This window comes from Shouchella rhizosphaerae (assembly GCF_900142675.1).
GTDB classification, from domain to species: domain Bacteria; phylum Bacillota; class Bacilli; order Bacillales; family Bacillaceae_D; genus Shouchella; species Shouchella rhizosphaerae.
The window spans coordinates 454034-469261 of record NZ_FRBS01000004.1; the positions used below are offsets into that span (position 1 = coordinate 454034).

The window sequence follows — 15228 nt, forward strand, 5'->3', positions numbered from 1 at the left end:
CCTTACTTCCTTTTCCAAATAAGTGGAAGTGCGCAAGCAAGAGCGCCCGCCGCAAACATGTACCACTTTCCTTGTGCTGGTCGGCGCTTTGGTGCATTCCGACGGTTAACAGGCTCGGAACGCTCGTGCATCGCTTGGTTTTCTTCTATGTCTTCCTGATTGATGCCCAATCCTTTTACGATTGCAAGCAACACATTCATTCCTTCGATCACTTGCTCGTCTTTCAACGCGCGGAGCAAACCGGCAAAGCCTCCACCTTGGCCCTCAACGTGTTCATAATCGGCGACTTTTTCAATGCTTGAGTTGATTTTATAAACGATTGGTTCCAAGTCTGCCATTTTCACTGTACCTAATGCTTCAACGAGTAATAACATGTTTTTGAGCGACTGTGTCACATTTGGATGATCAAGTGCTATGACAATTCGCTCCAATATTTTATCGCTTTGCCCTATCGCGCCGTGGGCGATATCAAGCGCCCCCTTTTCGTGGATACGGCCAAGGAGCTTTACGGCAGACTCGATCGCCTCCTTATTGTCTAAAAAAACGTCTTCTAGCTCTGTTAAATCGTTTTGGCGCTTTTCTGCTGGGTCTATTTCAAGCTTGCGGATGACCGTCGTCGCCTTAGCCATTGCTCTGCGCTCTCCTTTCCTTTACTACATCGCCAGGAAATACATAATCCTTTCGGGCCCACTTTTCTTGAACGCGCACGCCTATTTGTGGCTGAGGATTGCCATAGCGGTGGTTTGTCTTTGGAAGTGGGTTTTTGCCTTGTGACTCTAACACTTCCAATTTAGCTGCTACTTCTTTATAGGCAGGCGTGTCGGTATCTTTGTCTGAATGAGAGCTTGTCAAATAATTGATTGCTCCCTCTCCGCTCGTATTCATCGGCAAATAAACTTCTTTTCCGGCGACTCGTTCCGTGACAACGCATCTTACTTTCACGCTGCCGTATGGCGATGTAAGCCGTACTTTTGTGCCATCCGTAATGCCCCGGTCTTTCGCAAGTTCCTTCGATACTTCTAAAAATACTTCTGGCGTTTTTCCGCTGATCGCTTTTGACCTATACGTCAGATTGCCTTCATGGAAATGTTCAAGCAACCTTCCATTGTTAACGTGAATGTCATATTCATCCCCAAATTCAAGCGGTTTCGTCCATGTAACAGGATATAGGTGGGCTTTCCCTTCTGGCAGCGGGAATTTGTCTTTAAACAGCAAAGGTGTATCTGTGCCATCTTCTGCAACTGGCCATTGCAAGCTATTGTAGCCTTCAAGGCGATCGTAGCGTACGCCAGCGAACAATGGAGCTAGCGATGCTGCCTCGTCCATAATTTCAGATGGATGTTTATAAGACCAAGCGGCACCAAGCCGATTGGCAATGTCTCGGATAATCATCCAGTCAGGGCGAGAATCGCCAAGTGGTTCAAGGACTTGATATAGCCTTTGCACACGCCGCTCCGTATTCGTAAATGTCCCTTCTTTTTCAAGGCTCGGGCTTGCTGGCAAGACGACATCGGCGAATTGGGCCGTTTTCGAAAAGAACACGTCTTGGACAACAAAAAAATCCAGCTTTTCAAAAGCAGCTTGCACATAGTTGGCATTTGAATCGACTATGCCCATGTCCTCGCCTTTTAGATAGAGGATATTCAACTTCCCTTCATGGATGGCGTCAACCATTTCATGGTTATTCAAGCCAGGTTCTGCTGGGATTTTAACACCCCATTTTTGTTCATAGCGCTGGCGCACCTCATCATCGCTAACAAATTGGTAGCCAGGAAACCGATCAGGCATGCTGCCGAAATCACTAGCACCTTGGACGTTGTTATGGCCACGCAGCGGGTAAGCTCCTGCGCCTGGCTTCATGTAGTTGCCTGTAACTAGGAGTAAGTTTGAAATGGCTGTGCTCGTATCGCTTCCGCCACCGTGTTGGGTAACGCCCATTGCCCAGAGAATGCAGCTAGTATCAGCCTCGTGGATGGCTGTAGCGACCGCAATCATTTCGTCTTTTGACAAATTTGTTGCTTTTTCAGCGTAATCAAGTGTATATACGGCTAAGCTGTCAATAAATGTTTGCACATTGTTGACATGCTTTCGCAAAAATGCTTCATCATGCCAACCTTGGTCAATGATGTATTTCGTCACAGCCGACAGCCAAACGAGGTCGCTGCCTGGTGCTGGCTTAATAAAGACATCAGCACGCTCAGCAAGCTCATGCTTGCGAATGTCGGCGACAATCACTTTTTGTCCATGTAGCTTTTGCGCTCGTTTCACCCTTGTTGCCAAAACTGGATGTGATTCTGTTGTATTGGAACCGATTGAAATAACCAAACCTGCCTTTGCGATGTCTTCAATTCCCCCTGAATCGCCGCCGTAGCCGACAGTACGCCACAACCCTTTCGTCGCCGGAGACTGGCAGTAGCGAGAACAATTGTCAATGTTATTCGTGCCAACTACAGCTCTGGCCAATTTTTGCATCAAATACGATTCTTCGTTCGTACATTTGGACGAAGAAATAAAGGCGAGTGAATCAGGTCCGTTCTGATCGATCGCTTCCTTAAATTTACGAGCAATAACGTCGAGCGCCTCTTCCCAATTCGTTTCTCGGAATCCGTCCCCTTCACGAATCAATGGTTTTGTCAGTCGCTCTTCACTGTTGACAAAATCCCAGCCGAATTTGCCTTTGACACAAGTAGAAATGCCATTTGCCGGCGCTTCAGGCTGTGGTTCGACTTTTAAAATCTGTCTCCCTTTTGTCCACACATCAAACGAACACCCTACGCCACAGTACGTGCAAACAGTTTTTGTTTTATTGATCCGCTCTTCTCGCATGATCGCTTCTACATCAGAAACAGCCATTAATGATTGGTAGCCTGTTTCTACATTCTTTGTAATGTTAATCATCGGCCGCATTGAGTTTTCCTTAATCGCTGTTAAATACCCTGCCTCACCTTCCATGCCAACTTCCATCATTGCATTGCACGGACATACGGTTGAACAATGTCCACAGTTGACACAAGATGATTCGTCAATAGGTGAGTGCTTGTCCCAAATAACACGTGGCCGTTCCAAACTCCAATCAATCGATAGCGTTTCCGTTACTTGCACGTCTTGGCATGCTTCCACACAACGCCCGCATAAGATGCACTGATCAGGATCATAGCGATAAAACGCGTTACGCTGTACTTCTGCCTTTTTTGAAGAATGTTCCGTTTCCTGGTGGGTCATTTTCATTTCTTTGACCGCATTATGTATCTCGCAGTTGCCGTTATTGTAATCGCATACCGTACAATACAGTTCGTGATTGCCAAGAATGCGGTCCATTGCGATCAATTGAGCCTCATGCACGCCAGCGCTTTTTGTATGAATCGTGTCGCCAGGCTTGATGTCTGTCGAGCATGAGCGGACGAATTCGCCGTTTACTTCTACAATACAAGTGTCGCATGTTTCGATCGCCCCTAAACTTGGATGATAGCACAGGCTAGGCACTTCCACCTTTTTCTCCGCTAAAAAGGTTAAGAGTGAACGTGGATTTGTAACCGTTTCCTTTTTCCCATTCAACGTAACTTCGAACTGTCTGGCCAATTTTTATTCCCCCTCTATTTCCTCTTTCCTCCCCTACCCGTAAAATCCTGCAATAAAACCTAGACATCTTAACCGTTTTAAAATGAAAACGGCTGGGTATACGGGTAACGATGAAAGGAGGGCCATTTATGTATAACAACACACTGGCCAAGCTAGACTCTCAGGCGAAACAGAAACACGGGCTGCTCGACTCTTCTCCTCTCCGTTATTTTCTTGCTGCTATGCTTGCCGGTGCTTATGTGGGCGTCGGCTCGATCGTGCTTTTTTCTGTTGGCGATCCGTTCTATCAAGTTAGCTCACCATTTCTGTCTGTCGTGACTGGCGCTACGTTTGGACTCGCTTTAGCGCTTGTGCTCTGGGCCGGCTCCGAACTTTTCACAGGCAGCCATTTAATTTTTACGGCCAGCTCATTAAGCGGCACCACTACTTGGAAACAAACAGCCTCAATTTGGAGTTGGAGCTTTGTAGGCAATTTAGTCGGCGCACTACTGCTCTCGTACCTCGTCTTCCTTACTGGCATTTTTGCTGATGCTGGCGCCCATCATTACATGATGTCTCTTGCGGCCGATAAGATGAATGCGCCTCTACAGGAGTTGTTATTTAGGGGCATCCTCTGCAATTGGATCGTGTGCCTTGCGATTTGGACTTCCCTCCGAGCGGAAGGCGACATCGCCAAACTTTTTCTCATTTTTGTGCTCATTTTTGCCTTTATCGCATCTGGTTTCGAACATAGTGTGGCCAACATGTCTATTCTTGGTATGGCTCTATTCCATGGCGGCAATGATATGGTCACCATTGGCGGATTTTTTTATAATTTGATTCCTGTTACGATCGGCAATGTCATAGGCGGCGCTCTATTTGTCGCCGGTGCTTATGTAGCCATTAGCCAAAAAAAGAATGAGTCGTCGCCCGAACAAGTTGACAAAAAAAGCGGTTAAAACCTTACAAGGTTTTAACCGCCGCTTACAGGTGGAATAAAAGCCACGACATCCCCTGCTGTCAGCTCTGTCGATTGGCTCGCAAACTCTTCGTTTACTGCAACCATGGCGCCGTTCAGCGAATTAGGAGAAAGCCTATGCGTGTCAATGGCCCACTCTGTCAATTCTTTTACTGTCCTTCCAGCAAAATCAACTTCTGTTTCTGCCTGGCCAGCTTGTTCGGCTAGCCCGGCAAAAAAAAGAACTTTAATCATGTTGTCCCCCTTATGTATACCGTTTGGTTTCAAGCTGATCGCCAATCCACGAACTGCCGTCTTCCCAAATTTCTTTTTTCCATATTGGCACCATCGCTTTTATCCGTTCCATTGCGTATGCATTGGCCTCATACGCGGCCTGTCGATGTGGTGAACTGACTGCGATCACGACCGCTGCTTCAGAAATGTCGAGAACGCCGAGCCTGTGTACAATCGCGACATTTGTACCTGGCCACCTTTCGTTTATTTCAGCGCCAATCCGTTTCAGCATTTTTTCAGCCATTGATTCATAGGCGATGTATTCTAGACGCACTGTTTTTTTGCCATTGGTAAATTCACGGACAGTGCCGATAAAAGTGGCAATCGCTCCGCAGTTTCTATCGGTCACTTGGTTGATTACCTGTTGGACATCAATTGGTTTATTGGTTAACTGAAACACTAAAAATAAGCCCCGCTTTCTAGAATTTGCTTTTTCATGTATGACATATAGCGTTGACGTTCATCAATTCCAAAAACAGGAAAATCCCTCGTTCTCTTGTTATTGCCCCAATCGATGGCGCATTGTACATGTTCCAACTCGAGCAGGGACTGGTCGCTGTCATCGCGCAGCAAAACGACTTTCGGGTACGGAGCGTTTTTCCATCCTTCTACTAAAATAACGTCTGGTTGATCGATAAGCACTTGAAGCTGCAACAATTGCACAAGCGTCCATTCTTGCTTTTTCGCAACGATTTTTAACACACCATCTCCCTCGACCGAGCTCCCATTGGCTCCGGCAAGAAGAAATCGGTCACTGTCTGTGCTGCCTGTAGGTGCTCCCCCATGGCCATGGTGCTTCAGGCAGGATACAACCATCCCTTCATTGCGAAGGACCGCGATTAATTGCTCCATTAATGTCGTTTTGCCTGCATTTTTGTAGCCTACGACTTGGAAGATACGGCAACGCTTTTCCACGGCCATTCACTTCCTTGTTGTTCACCTAAAAGCAATATATCCACTTCCATGCCTGATTGATAGCCACGCGTCCCTCCTGGCAACATTATCAACACATCTGCTTCAGCAAGAGAAATGACCGACCCTGACTTGTCAAGGCCAGAGGGCGCCACTTTATGAATGCCATCTTCTTCTGAAAGAATGCCGCGCACCAATCTTGTAAATGGGTTCGGTTTTGGAAAATCAACCGCTAAAATTGCTTTACTCTTTTTCAAATGAATGTTTTGGGCTTGAAGGCTACGCCGGATAAGGGGGCGGACAAACAATTCGCAGCCAACAAAACAAGCCCCAGGATTGCCTGACAAACCGAAAAACGGCTTGCCGCCAACATGGGCCGCAGTTGTGACGCTTCCTGGCCTCATTGCTACTTTATTAAAAATTTGCTTGGCGCCTAATGTCTCAATTAATTGAGGCACAAGATCATAATCACCGACAGAAGCTCCTCCAGTTGTAATAACAATATCGACTTCTTCAAGCATGTTGCGCACTGCCTGCTCACACAGCTTAAGATCATCTGGTAGCTGTCCATACATGACGGGCTGCCCACCTGCTTGCCTTACTTGGGCTGCAATCATATACGCGTTGCTGTTGCGGATTTTCCCAGGCGTTAGCGGTGCGCCGACTTCCAGCAGTTCGCTCCCCGTCGACAAAATGCCAACGGTTGGCTGAACGGCCACAGGCACGTAATTGTATCCGAACGTCGCCAGCAAAGCGGCGACGCCTGGATGGACATAGCTTCCTTTTTTTACAAGGGGTGTCCCCTTTCGTGTGTCTTCTCCTTGAAAAGAAATATTCGTGTTTGCTGCAAAAGGGCGGACAACGGTGATATAGCCATCGCTCTCTTCTTTTACGACTTCAAGCATGGCTACGGCATCACAGCCGTTCGGAATCTTTGCCCCAGTCATAATGCGCACCGTTTCCCCTGCTTTCACGTCTCCTGCAAAGACAGTTCCCGCACCGATCTCACCAACTGTTTTTAAACGCACTGGGTTTGTTCGGCTTGCTTGTGCCGTATCAAACGAACGAAGCGCATAGCCATCGTAAGGCGAACGGTCAAAAGGAGGGACGTCGTGGTCTGCAACAAGATCAGCAGCCAAAAAACGCTGCGTCGCATCTAAAAGAGGGACTGACTCTGTACGAACAGGGACATCCATTTCTTGCAATACACGCCTTACTGCCTCTTCAATTGGAAGCGGCAATCTTTTCTCCACCATTTTTTACCTCCTATTAACCTCCAATATAAGACATCTCAATTTTTTTTCTTGTTTTTGCTGTTTCTTCTGTCCGAAGCTCTGAATAGCGATCAGCCCGTGCTTCCCATAATTGCTTGATTTTTCGCTGCAATGCCTCGTCTGAAAGTCCCTTGCGCAAATCAGCACGCAAGTCTGTGCCATTTTCCGAAAATAAGCATGTGAATATTTTCCCATCAGCCGATAGGCGCGCACGAGTGCACGATTGGCAAAACGTTTCGGTAACCGAAGAAATAAAGCCTACTTCCGTCTCTGTGCCGCTATAGCGATAACGGGAGGCTACTTCCCCGTAATACGCTTGATTTACCGGTTCTAATGGCGCAATTTGGGAGACGAGCTTGTACAATTCCTTTTTCGATACAACATAGGAAAAATCCCAGCCATTCGTTTGGCCAACATCCATAAATTCAATAAAGCGCAATGTGACACCAAGCTCCTTTGCATAACGTGCAAGGGGAATGACCTCCTGTTCATTTGCGCCTCGTTTGACTACCATGTTTATTTTCACGCCGAGTCCTGCATCCTTGGCAGCAGCAATACCGTTAAACACCGCTTGCGGCTTCGTCTTACGTCCGCTCATTTTTTGAAATGTTTCCGTGGACAATGCATCTAGGCTGATATTGACCCGTTGCAATCCAGCGGCTTTAAGGGCTTTCGCCATCTTTGGCAACATCACGCCATTTGTCGTCAACGCTAGATCTTCTAAGCCCTCTATAGCATGAAGTCGGCCAATCAAATGCGCCAATTCTTTTCGAAGCAGCGGCTCTCCCCCTGTAATGCGGATTTTTTTGACGCCTAACTGCACAAACTGCTCTGCTGTGCGTACTATTTCGTCAACAGAAAGAAGCTCGCTTTCATCCATAAAAGCATGGTCTGGGCCAAACACTTCTGCTGGCATGCAATAAGAGCAACGGAAATTGCAACGATCCATAATTGAGATGCGTAAATCTTGCAATGGCCGCTCTAGCTTATCACAAATTCGTTGGTTCGCCACTTTACGCCTCCTTCCTTCCTCACTTACAATAAGTATGAAGAAGCTATTTCCACAATTTTAGTATAGCTGAAGTGGGGGGTAAAAGAAAATGCATCATACGCACGATGTGCCAGTCGTAAAAGTTGCCGTCCTCACACTATCAGATAGCCGCAGTGAGGCAGAAGACAAAAGCGGCCAAACCATTCAATCACTATTAGGGGAGCACCATCAAATCGTCCGTTACAAACTGATCGCCGATGATGCAGAGAAACTGCACCAGACTGTTACAGAATGGGCGCAAGCCGTTGATATTGATGCGATCATCACAAACGGCGGCACTGGGCTTAGCAAGCGCGATATCACGATTCAAACCGTTTACCCGCTTCTTGATAAAGAAATGAAAGGGTTTGGCGAATTGTTCCGCGTTAAAAGTTACGAACAGATCGGCGCAAAGGCACTCCTTAGCAATGCACTAGCTGGTGTACGTGAGAACACAGCCATCTTTTGCCTGCCTGGCTCAAAGAATGCTGTTGCATTCGCAATGGAAGCCTTTATTGTGCCGATTTTATCTCATTTAGCTGGAGAATTGCGCAAATGAACATTGCCGGCCTTGTCCTTGCTGGCGGGAAATCTTCCAGGTATGGAAGCCAAAAACTATTTGCCGACCATCAAGGACTTCCCCTTGTCATGCGTAGTTTTATCGCATTAGAACAGGCTGGCATTGACGATGTTTATGCCGTAACCAACAGTGCCTTAGCGCCTGCTTTTACCAACATCGGGGTGCCAGTCATTTGTGATACGACCCCTTACGAAGGGCCGCTCATTGCCCTTCAACACGCGATGGAAAAAGGAAGTGCTTTAGGGCATGAGTGGTTCCAAGTCTTGGCCGGTGACTTACCCTATGTCCACTCGGCTATGATCAAACAGCTCGTCAATCAAGCTCGCTCTACTCCGGGCGCTGATATCGTCTTGCCAATAAGCGGCACGAGAGCACAACCGCTCCATGCTCTTTACCATAGACGCTGCTTGCGTTATTTTCCTGAACTCGGGCAGGAAGAAAAGCGAATGCGTGCTTTATATCAAATCGCAACGGCTAAACATGTATCTTTTTCAGAAGATGAACCTGCATTTACCAACATTAATTTCCAGTCAGACTGGAAGGAGTGATTCCCTTGAGCCAATTCTCACACTACAACGAAGACGGGCTTTCTAAAATGGTTGACATCTCCTCTAAATCAGCAACAAGTCGGACGGCGACAGCAGAATGCCGTGTCCGGATTTCGCCTCGCCTTTACGAGGCGATCCATGAACAATCATTAAAAAAAGGAAACCCATTGCCAGTTGCCCAAGTAGCAGGAATCATGGCCGCCAAGAAGACGGCAGAATGGATTCCAATGTGTCACCCTATCCTCATCCAAGGGACTGACCTTTCTTTTAAGTATGAACCAGTCAAAGACGGCTACATGCTCGTGATTGGCGCAACGGTTACCGTTGATGGCAACACAGGCGTTGAAATGGAAGCATTAACAGCTGTTACAGCTGCTGCGCTGACTTTTTACGATATGTGCAAAGCGGTCGATAAAAGCATGGTGATTGAAGAAACATTGCTCGTCAAAAAAACAGGCGGCAAAAACGGCGACTTTTACCATCCACGCAGAGAAAAAATGGATTAGGATTGACCCTAATCCATTTTTTTTAAAAAGGTTTGCACCCATTCCACGTACTTCTGTTTTTGACAATCTGCAAAATGGTAAAGACCAGAAGCGACACGAACTGGATCACCGAAAAAATAGCGTTCGTACAACATTTGCCGGGAGCCAAATTCGCTAATGCTTAAGTCGCGAGCAAGGCGGAGCAATTTCGTTTTTTCCTTCGCGCTCGTATATTCGCCGCGCATAAAACGTTCCAATCTCCCAGCGATCGGCGAGGCAAAATCCTTTTTACTTGGCGCTGAGATGAAGTGGCTCGCGCCAAGCAATTGAATGATCTCAATCAAGCGCGCGTATGTCATTTGAAAATAACACGCACTAGCTTTTAACGGTTCTAGCTTCGGCACCATGATCTCGTACTCATTGGCTTGCGCTTGCGTTTCCGCTGAATAAACAAATCCACGCATTGCTTCCAGAGCGACAATTACTTCTGATACTTTCCCTTGCACATGAGTGTGTTGGCCTATATTTAGTGTATCGACAAGCGCTTGGGCAACGCCGAGCAGCCACTCCGTTTTAACGATTTGCCTGTTCGCCGCCTGATACAGCAAAAATGCTTCAATGCCTGTTCTCGCAAAGAGCTGGCTCATTAGCCATTCATTTCTATACATAAATACCCGTTCCCACGGGACAAAGACGTGGTCAAACACGACAACCGCATCGCCCTCTTCAAGAGTAGCAGATAAAGGATAGTCAAATTGCGTTTCTTTCCCGAAAGAAGGCCTGCTTAAAAATAGGAGCCCTTCTGTATCTGAGGGGACAGTGCAGCCAAACAAGTAATCGCTATCGACAAATGCAGCTGATGGAAGGACCAACAGTTCGTCGGTAATCCCCCCTTGTGTCGCCAAAAGCCGGGCTCCGTCTATCACGACTCCTTTTTCGTTTTCCTCGATAATCTTTGCAGCAACGGGCTGCTCGACACTTTCTCCGTCAGGATAAAATGGTTTCCTGCTAATCGATGGGTTCACAAACGTGTGCGTAAATGTATAGTCGTTCTTTACAGCTCGTTCATAAATGGATTGTATGCTTTCCCCATACTCTTTTCCATCTTCGGCAAAGAAATCTTTTGCCCCTGCCATAATTGCAATCATTGTATTCACGTATTCAGGAGAACGGCCTAGCACGCCTAAAGTCGATTGCGCCCACAATTGAGTTGCTTTCCTGCGCTTCGTTAAGTCTGCTTTTGTACGTGGAATTTCAAAAGAAAAATTAGCGTTTTTGTCGCTTGCTTGCAAAATATCTGCATAGTCATCATCCAGCACCATATCGTACAAGCTCGCTTTTGCTTCTAACACTGCCTTAAAAGCAGGATGTTCTGTGCTTTTTCCTTTTACGAATTCACCATCAATCCAAATTGTGCTTTCCAATTGGGCAATTCGCTTTAAATATTCAGCACCAGTCACCATTGCCATATCAACGCCTCCTTAGACGATATTAGCCTATGCGATGGACACAATGGAGGTGTATAACGACATGAGCCCAAGCAAAAACTAGCTAAAAAGAGAGGAGTGGTTGCTATGCCTGAGATGCCTGAAATGGCCACTTATCAAAAATGGCTTACCCGCACGGTAGTCGGCCAAATGATCACAGACGTCGAGGTAAACCGGGAGAAGTCCATTAATGTGCCTGTATTCGAATTGAAGGCAGCGGTACAACATCAAATCGTTACGGAAGTGTCACGACGGGGTAAGCAATTGCTCTTCCACTTGGCAAACGGGCACATGCTTTTGCTTCATTTAATGCTAGGTGGCTGGATGTATTGGGGGACAGAGGAGGATGCGCCAGATCGAACCAAACAAGTGATTCTCTCCTTTTCAAGGCACAAACTTTATTTTATCGGGCTGCGCCTTGGCTACATTCACCTCCATGACCAACAATCTGCTAAGCCCGTTCTTGCTAAACTTGGTCCAGAAGCAAGCAGCATAAATGCTGACGAATTTAAGAAAATTGCTAAGCATAAGCGCACGATGGTAAAACCTTTTTTAACGAACCAAGCCCACCTGTCTGGGATAGGCAATTGCTATGCAGATGAAATTTGCTACCATGCAAAGATGATCCCTTTACGGACAATCGACTCCCTCTCTTCCAAAGAATTAGCAGCATTGCACCAAGCAATCGCACCAACGCTGCAAGCGGCTGCCGATGCGGGCGGCTATATGAGTCACCCTTTCACTTCGTCAGATCGGTTGACAGGCGGTATGAACAGCAAACTTTATGTGTATGACCGCGAAGGTGAAGCTTGCTTCCGTTGCGGCAATCCCATTATTCGCCAGGAGGCATCAAAGAAAAACGTATTTTTCTGCCAAGTCTGCCAACATTAGTGGCGGTTTATGTACGTTTGTCACAAAAATCTACCTGTACTTCTTAGCTTAGATGTGGTAAAGTGTCCTACGGCAACAACGCAGTTCGAGACCTTCCTGCGTTATCAAAACTAAGGAGATTTTGCTAAATGCCTACAGAGTTATATGGGTTCATTTTTGCCCTCATCAATTTTTTATTGCTTGGTCTATTTTATAAAGTATTCGGCAAGACCGGCATGATTTGTTGGATCGGCTTTGCCACCATCCTTGCCAATTTGCAGGTTGTAAAAACGGTAGAGTTGTTCGGGCTAATTGTCACGCTCGGAAATGTGATGTATGCAACTACATTCTTGGCTACTGATTTGCTAAATGAAAAACATGGCAAACAAACGGCGCGGACGGCTGTATGGCTTGGGTTTGCCACTTTATTCATTTCCACTGTCATCATGCAGTTCGTGGTCCACTTCCCGCCGCATAGCGAGGACTTGGCGCAAGAACATCTAGCTTTCATCTTTGACTTCGCGCTCCGTATTGCCGCAGGCAGCCTTATTGCTTACTTAATTAGCAACCATTTGAATGTATACATTTTCGCTTTTTTCAAAAGGCTATTTCCAAAGCCGTCGATGCTCTGGCTCCGCAATAGTGCTTCCAGTTTTATTGGCCAAGCCTTTGATACACTCATCTTTTGCTCGATCGCCTTCCTCGGCGTTTACTCGTTTGATGTCTGGCTCGAAATTGCTTTCACCACGTATTTAATGAAATTTCTTGTCTCGTTGCTTGGCATCCCATTCATCTATTGGCTGAGAAGCATTAAACCATTAGAGCTGATCAAGTAAAAAAAAACAGGACTGATTGAGTCCTGTTTTTTTACTTACATATAGTGAATTTGATGTTTGTGCCGTTCCATCATCGCTTCATTATATGCGTCGCCGCCATCTAAATTAGCGCTGCGGAAGACTGGGACTTCACGGCCTGCCTCTTCAAGTTGTTCAATCATTTTTAAAACGATTGAATGAATGATAAAGCTGCCAACGATCGTTGACGTCGGAGCGACTTTTTGCGACAACGACTTTACTGAAACAGCCGCATCACCTGGCTCGCCGTGGTTATCCATTACCAAATCGCTTACTTCAAACAGCCGCTTCCCAGAAGAGTGACGGGACTCGACACTTTTAGAGTAAGAAACGTTTGTCAGCGAAATAACGGTCATTCCTTTTTGCTTTGCTGCTATCGCCATATCGATCGCAACAGGATTTCTGCCAGACACCGAATGGATAAACAACACGTCGCCTTGTTTGACAGGCTTTGATTCAAGCAGGATCGTCCCGTATCCTTCAAGCCGTTCCAATTTAGAAGTCAACGTGATCGGTTCAACATTCAGCATAAGCGCTGGGCTAAAAATCGGATTAAACAGAGCCAAGCCGCCGGCGCGGTAAAAGGCATCTTCAGCAATAATGCCCGCATGGGAAGCACCAAATAGATAGAGCGACTTGCCTTCCTTTATCGCATGGACCATGATATCAGCGGCTTTTCCGAGAACCTCTTCCCCCTCATCGACCGTTTGCCGTAAGAGACGGCTAATTGACTCGTAATATTGCTCCACGTAAGACATTGATTTCGTCCTCCTTAAGGAAAGAGTTTGGCAACTAAGTCACCAATAAAAGACCAAAGCGAGAAATCGTTTCCGCCAAAAATGACGATCCAATCTGACACCGTTCCACTCAACACCGGTACAGAAAGGCCGACAAGTAAAATCATCACGACACCGGCTGTGGCTGATCCAGCAATCGCTCCTTTTAACCCGCCAGTTGCGTTTCCAATAATAGCAGCCGTGCCAATTTCAAAAAAGCATGTAATCGTAAGGGGCACAATGACAAAGCTAAACAAACCGAGGCTGCCCGTCACGAAAATTGTTGCCACCGAGGTAATCATGGATACAATAAACCCAATTAGTACAGCATTTGGGGCAAACGGAAACAAAATGGGCGCATCGAGTGCTGGAACAGCATTCGGAATCCATTTTTGTGAAATCCCTTGGAATGCTGGAATAATTTCCGCAAGCATCATTCGTACACCTAGCAACAAAATCGTTAACCCGGCGCCAAACAAAATTCCTTGCATGAGGCTGTAAATAAACAAGTTCTGCTCCGCCCCAAACGCTGTTGAAGCAGCGTCGAACCCGATAATAAGAGATACGACCATATATACTAAGAACATTGTAATCGAAGACGTAATGCTAATTTCACGCAAGAATTCGGTAGATTTAGGGAATTTTATTTCTTCCGATGATTTTCCTTTTGTACCAAACAGCATTCCCACCCAGCCAGAAACAAGAGATAGGATTGTGGTTGGATGCCCAATGATAAAATCATCTGAACCCGTTACTTTGCGGATAAATGGGCGCAAAAGCGCGGGCGCTATAATAATATAAAGTGCTGTCATCAGTGAAGCAAACAAGATTATTTGCGTATTGCTAAGAGCGTTTTCAACTCCAACGGCTACAAAGATAAACGGAAACCAAAACAACATATGGCCAGTTAAAAACACATGTTTGATTTTCGTAAAGCGTGCGACAAGCAAATTAATGACAAAAGCAATGAGCATCGCGATTCCGATTTGCGTCCCATATTGGCTTAAAATCGTATCAGACCCTAGCGCAGGCGCTACTTCTGCTTCTTGGATGTCATACATTAAATTAAACCCTTCTGTTAGCGGTGCAATCGAGCTTGTTAAAATATTTGTCCCCTGTGTTAAAATAACGACACCAATGATCGTTTTCGCCGTTCCTGAGACAACCGTCGAAAAATCTTTTTTCAACAACAACAAGCCAATCAATGCAATAAGCCCAAGAAAAATTGCTGGTTCCCGGATGATTTCAATAAAAAAGTTCATAACTCCTTGCATGGGAAACCCCCCTTTTTATGTTGGAAAGCAAAGCGGCCAAGGCTTAAGCCTTGATTTCCGCTGCTGCTTTTTCTTTGATCTCTGCCTTATTGACAAAACTGTTAATGATCACAACTGGTTTCCCAGCTGACTCCTGCAACTTTTCCCCTAACTCTTTGCTTGTGAAAATATAGTCCGCAGGCGTACTTTGCGCAGAAGCAACATCTCCAGTAAACACATCGGCTTCTATGCCTAACTCTTTTAAAACACTTTCCAAGTTCATTTTTAGGACCATGGAAGAACCAAGGCCAAACCCACATACTGTCATAATTTTTAATTTGCTCATACG

Annotated in this window: 17 protein-coding genes; 6 read left to right on the forward strand and 11 right to left on the reverse strand. The window is 46.2% G+C overall.

What is annotated here, in order from left to right; translation table 11 throughout:
- Positions 1-2: 2 nt before the first annotated feature.
- Both BUC05_RS13935 and fdhF read right to left on the reverse strand, forming a co-directional pair.
- Positions 3-629 carry a helical membrane plugin domain-containing protein gene (locus BUC05_RS13935; protein WP_011245756.1) on the reverse strand — a complete coding sequence of 209 codons (627 nt, stop codon included), beginning with the start codon at positions 627-629 and terminating at the stop codon, positions 3-5.
- Positions 622-3579, reverse strand: coding sequence for a formate dehydrogenase subunit alpha (fdhF, locus tag BUC05_RS13940; RefSeq protein ID WP_073305109.1), 2958 nt, complete (start codon positions 3577-3579; stop codon positions 622-624). The genes BUC05_RS13935 and fdhF overlap by 8 nt, the downstream gene beginning before the upstream one ends.
- 128 nt (positions 3580-3707) lie before the next feature.
- Between fdhF and BUC05_RS13945 the strand changes: the two genes are divergently transcribed.
- The gene (locus BUC05_RS13945; protein WP_073305111.1) at positions 3708-4517 is read left to right on the forward strand and encodes a formate/nitrite transporter family protein; all 810 of its coding nucleotides are present in this window, start codon (positions 3708-3710) and stop codon (positions 4515-4517) included.
- Positions 4518-4531: 14 nt separating this feature from the next.
- Here BUC05_RS13945 and moaD read toward each other — a convergent pair whose 3' ends face one another.
- From moaD to moaA, 5 genes are read right to left on the reverse strand one after another with little or no spacing between them, the layout of a single operon-like run.
- Entirely contained in the window at positions 4532-4771 is a 240-nt protein-coding gene (gene moaD / locus BUC05_RS13950; protein WP_073305113.1) for a molybdopterin converting factor subunit 1, read from the reverse strand.
- A 10-nt stretch (positions 4772-4781) separates the two neighbouring features.
- A complete protein-coding gene (locus tag BUC05_RS13955; RefSeq protein ID WP_011245752.1) occupies positions 4782-5210 on the reverse strand; it encodes a molybdenum cofactor biosynthesis protein MoaE in 429 nt (142 codons plus the stop codon).
- Positions 5210-5725 carry a molybdopterin-guanine dinucleotide biosynthesis protein B gene (gene mobB / locus BUC05_RS13960; protein ID WP_167369577.1) on the reverse strand — a complete coding sequence of 172 codons (516 nt, stop codon included), beginning with the start codon at positions 5723-5725 and terminating at the stop codon, positions 5210-5212. Before mobB ends, BUC05_RS13955 begins: the two co-directional genes overlap by 1 nt.
- Complete coding sequence (locus tag BUC05_RS13965) at positions 5692-6978, reverse strand: molybdopterin molybdotransferase MoeA (RefSeq protein ID WP_035204670.1); 1287 nt, start codon at positions 6976-6978, stop codon at positions 5692-5694. The genes mobB and BUC05_RS13965 overlap by 34 nt, the downstream gene beginning before the upstream one ends.
- A 13-nt stretch (positions 6979-6991) precedes the next feature.
- A complete protein-coding gene (gene moaA / locus BUC05_RS13970) occupies positions 6992-8008 on the reverse strand; it encodes a GTP 3',8-cyclase MoaA (RefSeq protein WP_073305117.1) in 1017 nt (338 codons plus the stop codon).
- Positions 8009-8096: 88 nt separating this feature from the next.
- Between moaA and BUC05_RS13975 the strand changes: the two genes are divergently transcribed.
- From BUC05_RS13975 to moaC, 3 genes are read left to right on the forward strand one after another with little or no spacing between them, the layout of a single operon-like run.
- Positions 8097-8585: a MogA/MoaB family molybdenum cofactor biosynthesis protein gene (locus BUC05_RS13975; protein WP_073305118.1), complete on the forward strand. Its 489-nt coding sequence runs from the start codon at positions 8097-8099 to the stop codon at positions 8583-8585.
- Positions 8582-9154 carry a molybdenum cofactor guanylyltransferase gene (locus tag BUC05_RS13980; RefSeq protein WP_035204664.1) on the forward strand — a complete coding sequence of 191 codons (573 nt, stop codon included), beginning with the start codon at positions 8582-8584 and terminating at the stop codon, positions 9152-9154. The genes BUC05_RS13975 and BUC05_RS13980 overlap by 4 nt, the downstream gene beginning before the upstream one ends.
- Positions 9155-9159: 5 nt before the next feature.
- A complete protein-coding gene (gene moaC, locus BUC05_RS13985) occupies positions 9160-9660 on the forward strand; it encodes a cyclic pyranopterin monophosphate synthase MoaC (RefSeq protein ID WP_073305120.1) in 501 nt (166 codons plus the stop codon).
- Positions 9661-9668: 8 nt separating this feature from the next.
- On the opposite strand, the gene BUC05_RS13990 is transcribed toward moaC, so the two are convergent.
- The gene (locus BUC05_RS13990; RefSeq protein WP_073305122.1) at positions 9669-11108 is read right to left on the reverse strand and encodes a 4-hydroxyphenylacetate 3-hydroxylase family protein; all 1440 of its coding nucleotides are present in this window, start codon (positions 11106-11108) and stop codon (positions 9669-9671) included.
- 105 nt (positions 11109-11213) lie between these two features.
- Between BUC05_RS13990 and BUC05_RS13995 the strand changes: the two genes are divergently transcribed.
- The gene (locus tag BUC05_RS13995) at positions 11214-12017 is read left to right on the forward strand and encodes an Fpg/Nei family DNA glycosylase (RefSeq protein ID WP_035204662.1); all 804 of its coding nucleotides are present in this window, start codon (positions 11214-11216) and stop codon (positions 12015-12017) included.
- Between the two features lie 128 nt (positions 12018-12145).
- Positions 12146-12832 (forward strand): queuosine precursor transporter, encoded by a 687-nt coding sequence (locus tag BUC05_RS14000; protein WP_011245743.1) that lies wholly within the window; start codon positions 12146-12148, stop codon positions 12830-12832.
- Between the two features lie 35 nt (positions 12833-12867).
- On the opposite strand, the gene BUC05_RS14005 is transcribed toward BUC05_RS14000, so the two are convergent.
- From BUC05_RS14005 to BUC05_RS14015, 3 genes are read right to left on the reverse strand one after another with little or no spacing between them, the layout of a single operon-like run.
- On the reverse strand, positions 12868-13608 hold the full coding sequence (locus BUC05_RS14005) for an SIS domain-containing protein (protein WP_011245742.1): 741 nt from the start codon (positions 13606-13608) through the stop codon (positions 12868-12870).
- Positions 13609-13622: 14 nt separating this feature from the next.
- The gene (locus tag BUC05_RS14010) at positions 13623-14900 is read right to left on the reverse strand and encodes a PTS ascorbate transporter subunit IIC (protein ID WP_011245741.1); all 1278 of its coding nucleotides are present in this window, start codon (positions 14898-14900) and stop codon (positions 13623-13625) included.
- Between the two features lie 43 nt (positions 14901-14943).
- Positions 14944-15225: a PTS sugar transporter subunit IIB gene (locus BUC05_RS14015; protein WP_011245740.1), complete on the reverse strand. Its 282-nt coding sequence runs from the start codon at positions 15223-15225 to the stop codon at positions 14944-14946.
- Positions 15226-15228 lie beyond the last annotated feature (3 nt).